15 protein-coding genes are annotated in these 15,552 nt (G+C 65.9%); all 15 read left to right on the top strand.

Annotated features, from left to right (window positions below):
- The first annotated feature begins 477 nt into the window (after nucleotides 1-477).
- Nucleotides 478-927: a hypothetical protein gene (locus tag ACQY4V_RS16620; RefSeq protein ID WP_428513569.1), complete on the top strand. Its 450-nt coding sequence runs from the start codon at nucleotides 478-480 to the stop codon at nucleotides 925-927.
- A 55-nt stretch (nucleotides 928-982) separates the two neighbouring features.
- The gene (locus ACQY4V_RS16615; protein WP_428513567.1) at nucleotides 983-1,399 is read left to right on the top strand and encodes a BLUF domain-containing protein; all 417 of its coding nucleotides are present in this window, start codon (nucleotides 983-985) and stop codon (nucleotides 1,397-1,399) included.
- 74 nt (nucleotides 1,400-1,473) lie between these two features.
- The gene (locus ACQY4V_RS16610) at nucleotides 1,474-1,752 is read left to right on the top strand and encodes a YrhK family protein (RefSeq protein WP_428513565.1); all 279 of its coding nucleotides are present in this window, start codon (nucleotides 1,474-1,476) and stop codon (nucleotides 1,750-1,752) included.
- A 120-nt stretch (nucleotides 1,753-1,872) separates the two neighbouring features.
- Complete coding sequence (locus tag ACQY4V_RS16605; RefSeq protein WP_428513563.1) at nucleotides 1,873-2,805, top strand: dimethylarginine dimethylaminohydrolase family protein; 933 nt, start codon at nucleotides 1,873-1,875, stop codon at nucleotides 2,803-2,805.
- A gap of 112 nt (nucleotides 2,806-2,917) precedes the next feature.
- The gene (locus tag ACQY4V_RS16600; RefSeq protein ID WP_428513561.1) at nucleotides 2,918-4,297 is read left to right on the top strand and encodes a hypothetical protein; all 1,380 of its coding nucleotides are present in this window, start codon (nucleotides 2,918-2,920) and stop codon (nucleotides 4,295-4,297) included.
- Between the two features lie 87 nt (nucleotides 4,298-4,384).
- A complete protein-coding gene (locus ACQY4V_RS16595) occupies nucleotides 4,385-5,671 on the top strand; it encodes an ABC transporter substrate-binding protein (RefSeq protein WP_428513559.1) in 1,287 nt (428 codons plus the stop codon).
- Between the two features lie 34 nt (nucleotides 5,672-5,705).
- Nucleotides 5,706-6,632 (top strand): branched-chain amino acid ABC transporter permease, encoded by a 927-nt coding sequence (locus tag ACQY4V_RS16590; RefSeq protein ID WP_428513557.1) that lies wholly within the window; start codon nucleotides 5,706-5,708, stop codon nucleotides 6,630-6,632.
- Entirely contained in the window at nucleotides 6,629-7,573 is a 945-nt protein-coding gene (locus ACQY4V_RS16585; RefSeq protein ID WP_428513555.1) for a branched-chain amino acid ABC transporter permease, read from the top strand. Before ACQY4V_RS16590 ends, ACQY4V_RS16585 begins: the two co-directional genes overlap by 4 nt.
- Nucleotides 7,570-8,277 (top strand): ABC transporter ATP-binding protein, encoded by a 708-nt coding sequence (locus tag ACQY4V_RS16580; protein ID WP_428513553.1) that lies wholly within the window; start codon nucleotides 7,570-7,572, stop codon nucleotides 8,275-8,277. Before ACQY4V_RS16585 ends, ACQY4V_RS16580 begins: the two co-directional genes overlap by 4 nt.
- Nucleotides 8,277-8,972: an ABC transporter ATP-binding protein gene (locus ACQY4V_RS16575; RefSeq protein ID WP_428513551.1), complete on the top strand. Its 696-nt coding sequence runs from the start codon at nucleotides 8,277-8,279 to the stop codon at nucleotides 8,970-8,972. The genes ACQY4V_RS16580 and ACQY4V_RS16575 overlap by 1 nt, the downstream gene beginning before the upstream one ends.
- A 106-nt stretch (nucleotides 8,973-9,078) precedes the next feature.
- Nucleotides 9,079-9,930 carry an FAD binding domain-containing protein gene (locus ACQY4V_RS16570; protein ID WP_428513549.1) on the top strand — a complete coding sequence of 284 codons (852 nt, stop codon included), beginning with the start codon at nucleotides 9,079-9,081 and terminating at the stop codon, nucleotides 9,928-9,930.
- Nucleotides 9,931-9,938: 8 nt separating this feature from the next.
- On the top strand, nucleotides 9,939-12,617 hold the full coding sequence (locus ACQY4V_RS16565; protein WP_428513547.1) for a molybdopterin-dependent oxidoreductase: 2,679 nt from the start codon (nucleotides 9,939-9,941) through the stop codon (nucleotides 12,615-12,617).
- Complete coding sequence (locus tag ACQY4V_RS16560) at nucleotides 12,610-14,049, top strand: 6-hydroxynicotinate reductase (protein WP_428513545.1); 1,440 nt, start codon at nucleotides 12,610-12,612, stop codon at nucleotides 14,047-14,049. The genes ACQY4V_RS16565 and ACQY4V_RS16560 overlap by 8 nt, the downstream gene beginning before the upstream one ends.
- Complete coding sequence (locus ACQY4V_RS16555) at nucleotides 14,049-14,891, top strand: UPF0280 family protein (RefSeq protein WP_428513543.1); 843 nt, start codon at nucleotides 14,049-14,051, stop codon at nucleotides 14,889-14,891. The genes ACQY4V_RS16560 and ACQY4V_RS16555 overlap by 1 nt, the downstream gene beginning before the upstream one ends.
- On the top strand, nucleotides 14,884-15,465 hold the full coding sequence (locus ACQY4V_RS16550) for an amino acid synthesis family protein (RefSeq protein ID WP_428513541.1): 582 nt from the start codon (nucleotides 14,884-14,886) through the stop codon (nucleotides 15,463-15,465). Before ACQY4V_RS16555 ends, ACQY4V_RS16550 begins: the two co-directional genes overlap by 8 nt.
- Nucleotides 15,466-15,552 lie beyond the last annotated feature (87 nt).

Below are 15,552 nucleotides of genomic sequence, written 5' to 3'. Positions count from 1 at the left end.
TCTGAGCCTTCAGTTAGCACGCTATGTAAATTGGTGTGAGGCTGTTGCACCGCGCATTGACCGTTGGCAATGCGATACGATTCTTATTGGCCTCGGAATTCTTCCCTTCGCACTTGGCAGTTTTCTACCTCACCCTTTCGGTGCAATCCTGCTGTGGATCTGTTTCCTTTGTGCGCCCGCTGTTTTGGTTTTCTGGTGGACCAATGGGAAATACTGGCGCAGGCGGGATGAGATAAGAGCGGATAGTGAGGCACGAAGCCTGAAGGTCAGGCGCATGGTGGACGAGACATATCGGGACAAATCCTGACCGTTTTCCTGCGTGGCAAGTTGCGCCGCTTAGGTTAGGGTTATCGCGAAAGGAGCCCTTCAAATGGCGCTCATTCAGTTGCTTTGTGCCTCTCGACACTTCCGATATGATACCGCCCCGGCCGGCGTCTCAATTGATGCGCAAGACGGCGCTAAAGGGAAGGTGAACCTTTGACAGTCGGGCAAGGCATTCTGGCACTTTTATGCGTGATTGCGGCGCTGCTGGTCTATATCGCGGTGAAGGCGTCGCGGGCATTTGGGCGGCTGACCGAGGAACGGATCAGGCTCTATATCGAGCATTTGACCCATCTTCACGAGATGGCGCATGCGCTGAACCACGGCCAAGATCTGCCCGAGCGTGCGCCGGGGGCGGACCGGGCGATCGACGTGATCGCGTCGGTTGCGGTGATGCGGGCCAGCACGGAGGCCTACGAGGCGGTGCTGGCGTATCACCATGCCCGGAGTGAGGGGCAGGGCGCGGCGCGGATCGAGGCCGCGAAGCAGGCGCTGGAGGCAAAGCTGGTCGAACTGAATGCGCGGATGCGCGACGATCTGAAGCTGAACCGTGGCGCGGGACAGATCCCCAATGCAGAGCTGTTTCGCGCCCAGCGCGGATCGTGATCGCGTAGACAGCGCAGCGTTCGTGGCCTAGGCTGAGCGCGAAAGGAGCCCTGCCATGGCGCTCACGCAGTTGATCTATGCCTCTCGCCCCTTCGGATACGATGACGCGATGCTGGCCGGTATCCTGCTGGATGCGCGGCGGTGCAATAAACGCGATGACATCACCGGGGCGCTGATCTGTCGGGCGGATCTGTACCTGCAGTTGCTGGAAGGGCCCGACAAGGCCGTTAGGCACTGTTACGCGCGCATTCGGCAGGATGACCGGCATATCGAACCGCGCAACCTGCTGGAGCGGTCGATCAAAACGCGATTGTTCCCGGCCTGGGCGATGCGGGACGACCCGGCGCAATCCTGGGTCTGGAGCCGCGAGGCGGTGCGCGCGGGCGCGGTGGAGCAGGCGACCGAGGACGAGGTTCTGGGCTTTTTCAACCGGCTGGCGGCGGACGGAGTGGTGCCTTTTCCGCAAGATTAGGGTCTCTTGCTTGCCAATTCGGGCGGCGTGGTCTTTCTAGGGCGCGATGTTCGACAGACCCCGGAGAGAGTGCCATGCAGATGTTCAAGGACAAGCGCCATGTCAGTGCCGAGACACGACGGGTTTACGCCATTTTCGAGCTGTTGCACACGCTGGCGGATTTCGTCGCCGCGTTCTCGTTTTTGATCGGGTCGATCCTGTTCTTGTGGAAGGCGACGGAAACCGTGGCGGTGTGGCTGTTCATCGTGGGGTCCGTGTTCTTTTGCCTGAAACCGACGCTGAAGCTGATCCGCGAGGTCAAGCTGGCCTCGATCGGGGATACGGAGGACTTGGCGGAGCGGTACAGGCCTTGAGGTTTTGCGCCCGCGACAGCTCTGTTTTGCGCAATGACCGTGCGCGACGGCGGTGCCGGGGCGGTCGCGCTTGACTTGGGCGCGGCATCGGCTCAGCCTCTCGCGCAAAGGAGAGCTGTCATGAAAGATCAACCGGCTGACAATTTTACCCTACGCGCACGGCGCGAGGGCGGCGGCACGCCCAGGCTGAACGACTGGGGAGCGGATAGTGACTATGGCACGTTGCGGTCGGTGCTGCTGGGGCCAATCGAGAATTACCGCTGGCTGAAGACCTCGTCGGTGAGCAAGAAGACGCTTCGGCGGGGGGTGGAATTTGACCCTAACGTTGCGAAAAAACAGCATGCCGAGATGGTGAGCGCCTATGAAAGCGCGGGCGTCGAGGTGCATACGCATGTGCCGGACCCCGAACTGCCCTACCAGGTCTATGCGCGGGACAGTTCGGTGATGACGCCCTATGGCGCGATCATCACGCATATGTCGCAATATTGGCGCCGGGGCGAGAATTTCCGGGCAATCGAGACGTATCAGGGTCTTGGCGTTCCGATTTACGATTTCGTCACCGCTGGCACCTTCGAGGGCGGCGATTTCAACGTGATCGAGCCGGGCTGCGTGCTGATCGGCTGGGAAGGCGAGGAAGGCCGGTCGATGGAGCAGGGCGCCCGCCAGGTGGCATCCTGGATGGAGGCCGAGGGCTGGGAAGTGAAGCTTGCGGATATCGACCCGTTCTATGTGCATATCGACCTGATGGTGGTGATGCTGGCGCCGAAGCTGGCGGCCGTTTGCACCGATTGCACCGATCCCGAGATCGTCGACTGGCTGCGGGCGAAGAAGATCGAGATCGTCGAGGTGCCGTTCCAGGAGACCATCGCGCTGGGCTGCAACGTGGTGGCGCTGGGGCAGGACCGGGTGCTGCTGCCCGAGGGGTCGAAGACGCTGAAAGAGAAGCTGAAGGCGCTGGGGTTCACCATCTACGACCCGGACCTGAGCATGATCACCCAAGGGGGTGGCGGCGTGCATTGCATGTGCCAGAGCCTGATTCGCGACCCGGGGTGATCTGAATGAGTGGCTGCGCCACGCTTTATTGCAGGGAGGAGGGGCCAGCCCCTCCGGTCGAAACGGGGTTTCGACCTCCTCCCCGGGATATTTCTGGCCAGAAGAAGAGATCGTGAAGCGGGCCGTGTCGGTCTGCCTTGCCCTATTGTGGGGCGGAGTGGCGTGGGCGCACGCGTCGGAGCAGAGTTTCGTGCTACTCTTGCCGACGGATGTCTATATCGCTGCGGGGGTGGCGAGTGTCGTTCTGACGGTGCTGTTGCTGGCGGTGCTGCCGGCGCGGGCCGGGGAGGCGGTGTTTTCGCCGGTGCCGCTGCTGCGGCGGCCGCCGTGGTCGGTGCGGCATGGGACAAGCCTGCTGGCGACGGGGGTGCTGGCCTTTGCGGTCTGGCAGGGATTTGCCGGGCCGCGCACGCCGATGGAGAACCCGATGCCGCTGTTGACCTGGACGGTATGGTGGGTGGTGCTGGTGAGCCTGCAAGGTCTTTTCGGCAATCACTGGCGCTGGACGAACCCCTGGACAGGGGTGCTGGCGGTGGTGTCCCGCTGGACGGGGATGCGGCCCTTGATGCGCTATCCGCAAAGGTGGGGTTACTGGCCGGTTGTGGCCCTGTTCCTGGCCTTTGCGGCGTTTCTTTTGTGCGACCCGGCGCCGGCGGATCCGGCGCGGTTGGCGAGTGTCGTGGGGCTTTACTGGTATGCAGTGCTGTTCGGGGTGCTGCTGTTCGGGCCCGCGTTCCTGCTGCGGGGCGAGATGGTAACGGTGATGATGCGGGCCTATGGGCGGATGGGGCTGCTTGCCCAAGCGCGCGGCCGGCTGGCAATTGGCCTTTGGGGTTGGCAGGGCGTGGTACGGCGGGCGCCGCCGCTGAGGATGGCCGTGCTGATGGTGTTTCTGCTGGGTACGGGCAGCTTTGATGGGCTGAACGAGACCTTCTGGTGGCTGGGGGTAATCGGGGTCAACCCGCTGGAGTTTCCGGGCCGGTCGGCGGTTGTTATGCCCAACCTCATTGGATTGGTGGTGGCCAACCTTGGGCTGCTGGCGGTGTTTGCGGCCTGCCTGGGGCTGGGCGAGCGGATTGCCGGGACGGGGCGGAGCCTGCGGCAGGCGGTGTGCCTTTTCGCGCCGTCGGTCCTGCCGATCGCGCTGGGGTACCACGTGGCGCATTACCTGCCGACGTTCCTTGTGGAGGTGCAGTACGTGGTGCAGATGCTGGACGATCCGTTGTCGAACGGTGCCCATTTGCTGGGCCTCGACGGGTTTTACGTGACCACGGGCTTCTTCAACACGCAAGACACGGTGCGGCGGATCTGGCTGAGCCAGGCCGGGGCCGTGGTGGTGGGGCATGTCGTGGCGATCATGATGGCGCACGCGTTGGCCATGCGGGACGGGGCGGACCGGCGGCGCGCCGTGCTGGGGCAGGCGCCGCTGGCGGTGTTCATGGTGGCCTACACGTTCTTCGGGCTGTGGCTGCTGGCCTCGCCGCGCGGTTGAGGGCAGTCCGGTCAAAACACTGGACAAACCGGGGCGGGCTTCGCAGGATCGTGCCAAAGTCATTTCAAAGAACGGGGAGAGTTCGCGATGACCAAGCTGATCAAGGGCACGTCGCGCCGGGGTGCGCTGAAGACTCTGGCCGGGGCTGCGGCGGGGGCGGCGAGCCTGCCGCTTTGGGCGCGCTATGCGCAGGCGCAAAGTTCCGAGCCGATCAGGATCGGGTTCCAGCAGCACAGTACCGGTATCGGGGCCGCGTACGGGCGCTGGTACGGGCGCACCACGGAGGCGGCGGTGAAGCTGATCAACGAGGGTGGCGGCATCAATGGGCGGATGATCGAGATCATCGCCGAGGATGACGGCACCGACCCCAAGCGCGGTGCCGAGGTGGTGGAGAAATTCGCCAACCAGCATGGCTGTGACGTGGGCTTTGGCACGCTGTTCAGCCACGTCGTGATTGGGTCCGCGCCGCGGGCAGGCGAGTTGAAGCTGCCCTATTTCGTGGTGTCGGAAGGGCATCACGTGGCGAGCGGGATGCTGAACCGCTATACCCTGCAACCGGGCATCACCGACGTGAAGAGCCAGGTGCAGGCGATGGCGCCCTACGTGTCGGAGAACCTGGGCAAGAAGGTCACCATGATCTTCCCCGATTTCGCCTTCGGTCACGATCACCGGGATTTCTTTTCCGCCGCGATCGAAGAACAGGGCGGCGAGGTGCTGGCGCAGATCGCGATTCCGCCGAGCGAGACTTCCTTTACCAAGTATTTCCCGCAGATCCCGCGCGATACCGAGGTGCTTTATCACGTGATGGTGGGGCCTGCCGTTCTGACCTTCGTGAAGGAATTGGGCGAGTTCTTCGGCGACCAAGGGCCGGAGATCTTCGGGTTCATCGACAGCCTGGAGGCGGTGGATATTTCCAGCCCGGGCCTGGAGTTCCTGGAAGGGACGTATTTCTGGGAAGGGATGCCGCGCTACGCGCAGGAGGATCAGAGCGAGCACGAGGCGTTCTATCGTGAGGCAGTGGGCGTGGATGAGAACGGTGCGTCGGTCAGCGACGCGAGCGACGTGTCGACCTATGCGCATATGTTCGGATGCTGGGAGACGCTGCATGTCATCAAGGCGGGGATGGAAGAGGCCGGCTATGCCGGGCCGGACGACAGGCCCGCGCTAATCGAGGCGGTCGAGGCGATGGGTGAGATGCCCGAAAGCCAGGCGCATCCGCAGGGGGCCAAGCGTTTCAACGGCAAGACGCACCAGGTGTTTGGGCATCAGCATATCAGCCGGGTCGAGAACGGGCGGCTGGTGCGCGTGCATACGACATCCATCGACGACACGCTGTATCCCGACGAGGTGGACTACACCACGCAGCCGCTGTGATGCAGGGTTCGGACGGGGTGTGTGACCTGACCTGATGGAGTTCGGACCCCACCTTATCCTCGCCACGCTGGAAGGCGCGGTTACGGCTGCTGTGCTGGCGCTGACCGCCGTGGGCCTGAGCCTTGTCTTTGGCGTTATGCGGGTGGTGAACATCGCGCATGGCGAGTTCTACATGCTGGGCGCGGTGATTGCCTGGTACGTGGCGCAGATGGTGGGCGGGCATCCGGCGCTGGGGTTCGTCGCCGCGCTGGTCATCGCGCCGCTGCTCGTGGGGGCGCTGGCGGCGGCGGCGGATGTGACCATACTGAAGCGTATTGAATATGATCCCGAGCGGACGATCGTGGCGACGATCGGTTTGCTCTACATCATCCAGCAATTGACGTTGATGACCTATGGTCCCGAGGCGCGGCCCGTAGAGGCACCCTTCAGTGGTCGGATTGAGTTGCCTTGGTTCGAGTGGTTCGAGACCTTGTTCGGGATGGCGCAGCCTTGGGGGTGGAGCATCACGTCCTACAAGCTGTTCGTGATCTTTGCCGCGGGCGCAGTGCTGTGCGGCGTCTGGACGATGATGGCACGGACCAAGATCGGCCTGTTGATGCGGGCGACGCAGGCGGACCGGGACATGGCGCTGGCCTTTGGCATCCCGGTGGAGCGGGTCTATGCGCTGGTCTTCGGAATCGGCGCGGGGCTGGCGGCGCTGGGGGCGGTGCTGATCGTGCCGATCCAGCAGGCGCATTACCTGATGGGGGTGGAACCGTTGCTGCTGGCCTTTATCGTGGTGATCATCGGCGGGCTGGGGAGCCTGCCGGGGACGGTTCTGGCGGCGCTTTTCATCGGGTTGAGTGACGGGATCATCTCGGTCTTCTTCTCGCCGACGCTGGCCAAGATCCTGGCGACGCTACTGGTGGGTCTGGTGCTGGTGTTCCGGCCGCAGGGGCTGTTCGGGACGCGGACGGCATGAGCATGGGCGGGCGCGTTCTGGGGTTGCACCTGGGCCTGTTGGTGGTGCTGTTCGCGTTGCAGTTCGTGCTGCCGGCGTATCACCATGGGAATATCGCGCGGATCATGGTGCTGGCCAGTTACGCTGTCGGGTATAACATCCTGTTTGGTTATACGGGGCTGCTGAGCCTTGGGCACGCCTTGTTCTTTGCGGCGGGGATGTACGGGATGGGGCTGACGATCCAGCACGCGGGGTTTACGCCTGCGCCCGCGTTGATCGCGGGGATCGTGGCGGGGGCGCTGGTGGCCGGGGGGCTGGCGTTGTTGGCGCTGCGGACCTCTGGCGTGGCGTTCATGATCGTGACGCTGATGTTCGCGCAGGCGGGGTATCTGACGATCCTCTATTTCGGGGACTACACGCGGGGCGACGAGGGGTTCGTCATCCAGCAGGCGCAGAGGGTGCTGTGGGGGATCGACCTGAGCGATCCGACGGCGCGGTATTTCGCGGCGTGGGGGCTGTTCTCGGTCTGCTTTCTGCTGTCGCTTTGGCTGGTGCAGAGCCGGTTCGGGCGGACGCTGATCGCCATTCGCGAGAATGAGGAGCGCGTGCGCATGCTGGGCTACGACACCTATGCGCACAAGCTGGGGGCGATGGTGGTGTCGGGGACGATTTCCGCCGCGGCGGGGGCGTTCTATGGTCTGCTGTTCGGCTATGCGGGGGCCACATTTGGCTCGGTGCAGTATTCGATCTTTCCGCTTTTGTGGGTGCTGTTGGGCGGCGCGGGCACGGTGCTGGGGCCGTTCGTTGGCACGCTCTTCATGTTCTACCTGATCGACCTCAGTTCCGGCGTCACCTCGGCCTACATGCTGATAGCGGGCGTGGCGCTGGTGGCGCTGACGCTGTTCGCGCCGCAGGGCCTGACCGGGGAAGTGCGGCGGCGGCTGTGGAAAGGGTTGCCGTGATGCTGCTGAAGGTGCGGGGGCTTTCGAAATCCTTTGATGGGTTGCAGGCGGTGAGCGGCGTGGATTTCGACCTGCCGCAAGGCGAGGTGCGGGCGCTGATTGGCCCGAATGGGGCGGGCAAGACGACGCTGGTGGGGATGATCTGCGGGCGGATCCCGCCGAGCTCGGGGACGGTGATGTTCGACGGCGAGGACATCACGCGGCTGCCCGCGCACAAGCGGATCCTGAAGGGTATGGCCTATACATTTCAGATCACCTCGATCTTTCCGCGTCTGCCGGTGCAGGAGAACGTGGCGCTGGCCGCGCGGCGGCGGTCGCAGGGCCGCGCGGTGGGCGCCGCCACGGCGGAGGCGCTGGGCCGCGTCGGGCTGGAAGGGCAGGCGGACGAGGAGGCGGGGAACCTCAGTTATGGGCACCAGCGCCTTTTGGAGATCGCGATGGGGCTGGTGCAGGCGCCGCGGCTGCTGATCCTCGACGAGCCGACGCAGGGCCTGTCGGAGGGCGAGATCGACGCATTCAAGGCGCTGATCCGCGAGCTGGCGGGGGAAACGACGATCCTGCTGATCGAGCACAACATGAAAGTGGTGATGGAGACCGCCGATTCCGTCAGTGTGCTGAACTTCGGCGAGATGCTGGCTGAGGGCACGCCGCAGCAGATTCACGAGAATGCCGATGTGCAGGCGGCCTATCTGGGGACCGGATGATGCTGGAGCTTGATGCGGTCAATTCGGGGTATGGCGCGGCGCAGGTGCTGCGGGACCTGTCGTTGCGGGTCGAGGCGGGCGAGATCCTGTGCCTGCTGGGCCGTAACGGTGCGGGCAAGACCACGACGATGCAGACGATCATGGGGCTGCTGCCGCTGATGTCGGGGCGGATCACGCTGGACGGGCAGGACATCGGCAGCCTGCCCGCGCACGAGGTGCCGCGCGCGGGGATCGGCTATATCCCGCAGGGGCGGCGGCTGTTCGCGGGCCTCAGCGTGGCGCAGAACCTGGAGATCGGGTTGCAGGTGCGTGGCGCGGGCAAGGACGTTCTGGACGAGGTGTTGGACCTCTTTCCCCGGTTGCGGGAGCGGATGGATCAGCCCGCGCAAACCCTGTCGGGCGGAGAGCAGCAGATGCTGGCCACGGCGCGGGCGCTGTGCATCCAGCCCAAGGCGCTGCTGCTCGATGAGCCGACCGAGGGGCTGCAGCCGTCGATGATCGAGGCGATCCGGCGGGTGATCGTCAGGATGCGCGAACAGGGCGTGGCGATCCTGCTGGTCGAGCAGCGGGTGGATGCAGTGTTGTCTGTGGCCGACCGTGTGGCATTCATCGAGAACGGGCGCAACGGCGAGGTGATGAGTGCGGAGGCGCTGCGGCAGGATCACTCGATCGTGGATCGCTATGTGGGGGTTTGACGCGTTTCGCCTCTCGCTGATCCGTAAGGGTGACGGCAAAACGCTTTGAGTTGACAGGGCGAAATGCGGCGGCGCACGATGAGCGCACCCCGGCATGGAGAGCGCGGTGAGCGGTTACATGAGGCCCGAGACCCTGGACGATGCGCTGGCGCTGCTGGCGCAGAGCGGCGGGCGCGTGGCGGCGGGCTGCACCGATCTGTTTCCGGCGACGGCGGCACGGGCCTTGCAGGGGCCGGTGGTGGACATCAGCCGCGTGGCGGGCCTGCGCGGGATCGCGCGGGGCGACGATGGTTTGCGGATCGGCGCGGCAACCACCTGGAGCGATATCGTGAAGGCCGACTTGCCGCCCGCCTGCGACATGCTGAAACAGGCGGCGCGCGAGGTGGGCGCGGCGCAGATCCAGAACGCCGGGACACTGGGCGGGAACATCTGCAACGCCTCGCCCGCGGCGGACGGGGTGCCTTGCCTGCTGGCGCTGGAGGCGGAGGTCGAGCTGGCCTCGGCCACGGGACTGCGGCGGATGCCGTTGGAAAGCTTCATCACCGGGCCGCGCAAGACGGCCCTGAAGCAAGGCGAGGTCGTCACGGCGATAGATATTCCGCATTCGGCAATGGCAGGAGGCTCGCGCTTTCTGAAGCTGGGCGCGCGGAGATACCTGGTGATTTCGATCGCCATGGTGGCGGTGCGGCTGGAGGTGACGGACAGCACGGTGTCGCGGGCCGCGATGGCGGTCGGATCGTGCAGCGCGGTGGCCATGCGATTGCCTGCGGTCGAAGCGGCGCTGATCGGGTGCAAGGCCGACCATATGCTGGCGGCTCGTGTCGATGCCGATGTCGTGGCGGACGTATTGTCGCCGCTCGACGATATCCGCGCCGATGCCGCGTATCGGAGCCACGCCGCAACGGAATTGCTGCGCCGGGCTGTGGCGGATGTCGCGTGTGCGGGGCGCGCGGGATGAACCGGCCCATGGACACCTGTACCCTGACCGTGAACGGTCAGCGCCAGGTTCTGCCGGCGGACCCGGCACGGCGCTTGTCCGAGGTTCTGCGCGACGGTCTGGGCTTGCGCGGCACCAAGGTGGGTTGTGACGCCGGGGACTGCGGAGCGTGCACGGTTCTGCTGGACGGGGCGCCCGTTTGCGCCTGCCTGACGCCGCTGGGTCAGGCCGAAGGTCGCAGCATCGAGACGATCGAAGGGCAGAAGAACACCCCGTTGCAGCAGGCTTTTCTGCGGCGCGGTGCGGCGCAATGCGGGATCTGCACGCCCGGCATGGTGATGACGGCGGAGGCCTATCTGCGCGGCGCGCGCGCTCCGACACGGGCCGAGGCCGAGGAAGCGCTGGGCGGTGTCCTTTGCCGGTGCACGGGTTACACCAAGATCATCGACGCGGTGATGGATGCGGCCCCCGGCGCGGTGGCGGAGATGCCGGAGGCGGGCCGGGCGGTGGGCGCGGCCGTGGCGCGGCTTGACGGCGCGGCGAAAGTCGACGGCACCGAAGCCTATGGCGCGGATGCCGTGCCGCAGGATGCGCTGCTGGTGCGCGCGGTGCGAGCCCCTTATGCACCGGCATCCTTTGCCTTTGGGGATATCGACGGATGGGCTGCGGACAGCGGCGTGCGCGTCTTCACCGCAAGGGATATCGCCGGGACCAACCGTTTCGGCGTGATCCCGGCGTTCCGCGACCAGCCGGCATTGGCCGAGGACCGGGCGCGGCTGGCGGGCGAGGCGGTGGCGCTGGTCGCGGGCAAACCTGCGATCGTCGAGACGCTGGACCTGTCGGGATTTCCAATCACCTGGCGCGAGGATCCGGCGGACCGCCCGGTGCACGACGCGCATCCCGACAACCTGTTGATCGCGGGCAAGGTCCGGCGCGGCATGGCGCGAGAGGCAATGGCCGACGCGGTAGTCATGGTCCACGGCGCCATGCGGACGGGGTATGTCGAGCACGCCTATATCGAGCCCGAGGCCGGGGTCGCCTGGATGGATGGCGAGACGCTGGTGATCCGGGCCTGCACGCAGGCGCCGATCATGGATCGGGACGATACCGCCGCCGTGCTGGGACTGCCGCCCGAGGCGGTGCGGATCATTCCGGCGGCGACGGGTGGCGGGTTCGGGTCCAAGCTGGACGTGTCCTTGCAGCCGCTTATCGGGGTGGTCGCGCTGAAGACCGGGCAGCCGGCGCGGATGGTTTACAGCCGGGCCGAAAGCATGGCCTCGACCACGAAAAGGCACCCGTCGGACATGCGCGGCACTCTCGGGGCCGACGCCGAGGGCCGTATCGTGGCGATGCAGTTCGACGGCGATTTCAATACGGGAGCGTATGCAAGCTGGGGGCCGACCGTGGCCGGGCGCGTGCCGGTCCATGCCTCGGGGCCGTATTTCATTCCGAGCTACCACGCCGAGGCGCGGGCGAACTACAGCTATCAGCCGATCTCCGGCGCGTTCCGCGGATTTGGCGTGCCGCAGGCGGCGATCCTGCAGGAAACGCTGTTTGACGATCTGGCGGGCAAGCTGAGCATGGACCGGCTGGAGTTCCGAAGGTTGAATGCGTTGCGCGATGGGCAGTCGACGGTCTGTGGCCAAACGCTTTATGGCGTGGGGATGGAGGCGTGCCTGGAGGCGCTGGAAACGCCCTGGCAGGACGCCTTGCGCCGGGCCGATGCCGCCAACGCCAGGGGCGGACACATTCGGCATGGCGTTGGTATCGCCTCCTGCTGGTACGGATGCGGGAATACAGCCATCGCCAATCCGTCGACCATTCGGATCGGGCTGACGCGCGATGGACGGCTGTGCCTGCACCAGGGCGCGGTGGATATCGGGCAGGGGTCGAACACGGTGATACCGCAGATCGCGGCGGATGCGCTGGGGCTGCCTTTGGCGCAGTTCGAGATCATCGGGGCCGATACCGCTCTGACGCCGGATTGCGGGAAGACGTCTGGGTCGCGCCAGACCTACGTGACCGGAAGCGCGGCCTTGAGGGCCGGGCGGGCCTTGCGGGCGCTGATCCTGAAGCAGACGAATATGGGGCCGGAGGCGGTTCTGCGGCTGGACCGCGCCGTGCTGCATGTGAGCGATGGTGAGCGCGAGCAAAGGATTGATCTGGCGGACCTTTCCGAGCAGGCGCATGGCTATGTGCTGTGGGCCGAGGAAAGTTACGATCCGCCGACGCAGCCGCTGGACGAAGACGGACAGGGGGTGCCCTACGCTGTCTATGGCTACGGCGCGCAGTTGGTGGAGCTGTCGGTGGATATGGGCCTTGGCACGGTGAAGGTGCACAAGGTCACCGCGGCGCATGATCTGGGCCGGGTGATCAATCCGCAACTGGCCGAGGGGCAGGTCGAGGGCGGCATCGCGCAGGGGCTGGGCCTTGCGCTGATGGAAGAGTTCATTCCGCGGCGCACCGAGAACCTGCACGATTACCTGATCCCCACCACGGGCGACATGCCGGAGATCGAGACGATCTTTCTGGAAGTTCCAGACCCGGAAGGGCCGATGGGTGCGAAGGGGCTGGGGGAGCATGTGCTGATCCCCACCGCCCCCGCGATATTGAACGCGATCCGGGATGCGACGGGGGCGTTGGTGACCGAGTTGCCCGCACTGCCGCACAGGGTACTGGCGGCGATACGGGAGGCGGGGCATGGCTGAGCGGGGGCAAGAGGAGAAGATCCGCTGCGATGCCTGCCCGGTAATGTGCTATATCGCACCGGGCAAGATCGGGGCCTGCGACCGCTATGCCAACGAGGATGGCCGGATCGTGCGCTGCGATCCGTTGACCATACTAGACCGTAGGGTTTCCAAGGGCGACGCGGTGAAGCCCTTCCTCGGGCCGGAATGGGATGGTGAGATCCTGGGCGGCGAAGAGGTGTTCGTCAGCGGCGTGGGGGCGGGCACGACCTATCCGGATTACAAGCCCGCGCCCTTCATCGTCAGCCGCGAGGTCGAGGGGGCCGATTTCGTCACCGTGGTGACCGAGGCGATCTATTCCTATTGCGGGGTGAAGGTGAAGATCGACACCGACCGGCACCTGGGCCACGAGGCGGCCACCGTGCGCAGCAATGGCGAGGCGGTGGGGCATGTGACCACGTCGGAATATGGCTCGCAGATGCTGTCGTTGGGCGGGGTGGATCACCTGACCGGCGGCGGCAAACCCGAGGGGCGCGCAACCTGCGACGCGCTGCTGCGGCTGTGCAACCGCGAGGCGGTGGAACTGGAGATCGACGATGGCGCGACGGTGGTCGTTGAGGCCGGGCAGGCGCCCGTGGTCAATGGCCAGCGCGAGGACCGGATGCGCGTCGGCTGCGGCTCGGCCACCATCGGGATGTTCGCAAGCCAATGGCACGGGCTGGTGGACGAGGTGGTGGTGGTGGATGACCACATCACCGGGGTGGTCAGCGAACACCAAGCAGGCAAGGTGCTGGGCTGGCCTGACACCGGCATTCGGATCAAGGGGCGCCGGTCGACTCCGGGGCGGTATTTCAAGGTGGCCGAGCCGGGGCAGGGCTGGGGCGGCACCGATTTGGACGATCCGCTGGCAATCCTGAACCCGTGGCTGGAAAAGAAAGGCGCGCGACCGGGGCTGACGCTGTTGATGGTCAGCACCACGGGGGAGCATCACGGCTATTACGTTCTGGATGAGGAGTTGCAACCGCAGGAAGCGGAGCTGCCGGAGGCGTTGAAGCCATCGGTGGACCTGATCGCAGAGAATTGCGAGCCGGCGCTGTGCACGGTGATGTTCCAGGCGGGGGCGGGCGGGTCGCTGCGCTCGGGCGTGACGCAGAACCCGGTGAAGCTGACCCGATCGGTGCAGGCGCTGAAGACGCGGGTGACCTGTGGTGGGGCGCCGGCCTTTATCTGGCCCGGGGGCGGGATCACGCTGATGGTGGATGTGCTGAAGATGCCGGAAGGATCGTTCGGGCATGTGCCGACGCCCGCGCTGGTGGCGCCGTTGGAATTCACGCTAAGCCGCGAGGATTACCGGGCCTTGGGCGGGCATGATGCGACGGTGCGGACCGTCGCAGATATCCTGAAGCATGGCGGCGAGTACGGCAGCGCGGTGCGTGTCGTGGAGGGCAAGTGATGTCGGGCGCGCAGGCGAGCTGGCTGCCGGACGGGCAAAGGCTGCACCTGCATCACGGGCCGATCGACATGATCGTGGGCATTGAAGGGGCGGGCCGTGAGGCGGCGTTTCAGAGAGCGGTGGCACGGTTCGGGACCTTGCTGGAAGAGCTGGTGGCGGAGTTGCCGCGCTTGCGCAGCCACGTGGGCGGGCCTGTCGAGGGAGAGACGGCGCGGCGCATGATCGAGGCGGTCCGTCCCTTTGCGGCGGAGTTCGTAACGCCGATGGCGGCGGTGGCCGGGGCAGGCGCGGAGACGATCCTGGCGGCCATTCTGGACGGGCCGGGCGTGCGCAAGGCCTATGTGAACAACGGTGGGGACGTGGCCTTTCACATCGGGCCCGGCGAGGTCATGCCGGCGGCCATTGCGGGCCCTGTGCCGAGGCATGTGACGGTACTGCATGGCAACCCGGTGCGCGGGGTGGCGACGTCCGGCGCGGGCGGGCGGAGCCATTCGCTAGGCATTGCCGATGCGGTGACGGTGCTGGCGCGGGACGCCGCGACAGCCGACGCCGCCGCCACGCTGATCGCCAATGCCGTGGACCTGCCGGGGCATTCGACGATTGTCCGTGTTCCGGCCTGCGAGGTGTCGCCGGACAGTGACCTTGGCGCGCGCGCGGTGACGCGGGAGGTCGGTGTGCTGAGTGACGGCGACGTGACCCGCGCGCTGGAGGCCGGGCGCGCTTATGCGGCCGGGCTGGTGGCGCGGGGCGTGATCCATGCGGCCTGCCTGAGCCTGCGGGGGCAGTGCGTGACCGTCGGCGAGACTTCCATGATCGAAGAAAGAGACCCTGAACATGCCTGACTTCACCCTGCGCAAGACCGCGCTTTTCGTCGAAGAGATCCATCACGATGGCGGGCCTGCCGCCGGGACGCCGCGCCGCCGCGCCGCGATGGCGGCTCTGGTGAAGAACCCGTTCGCGGGCGCCTATGCCGAGGATCTGCAATCGGCGATGGACGACCTGAAGCCGCTGGGGCTGATGATGACCGACCGGCTGATCGAGGCGATGGGCGGCCCCGAGGGCATCGACGGCTACGGCAAGGCCGCCATGGCGGGCGAGGCCGGGGAACTGGAGCATACCGCGCTGTGGCATGTGCCGGGGGGATACGCGATGCGCGCGCGGCTGGGCGAGGCGAAGGCGATCGTGCCCTCGTCGATGAAGCAGGGCGGGCCGGGCAGCCGGATCGACGTGCCGCTGGGGCATATCAACGCGGCCTATGTGCGCAGCCATTTCGACGGGATGGAAGTGGGCCTGCCCGACGGACCCCGTGCCGATGAGCTGTTGTTCGTGCTGGCCATGAGCCGGGGCGGGCGCATCCACGACCGAATGGGCGGGCTGACGGTGGACGAGGTAAAGGGTGAGGACGGGCTGCGCTGAGGCGTTTTGGGGGCTTTGCTCCAGACGTGCTTGAGGTGACCCGCCGAGGTCCGGAAAGACTTGCATTTCTGTGCGTCGTCGCTTTCC

Origin of the sequence: Roseovarius sp. (assembly GCF_965277045.1) — a bacterium.
Taxonomy (GTDB): domain Bacteria; phylum Pseudomonadota; class Alphaproteobacteria; order Rhodobacterales; family Rhodobacteraceae; genus Roseovarius.
This window is presented reverse-complemented; position numbering and strand designations above follow the sequence as displayed.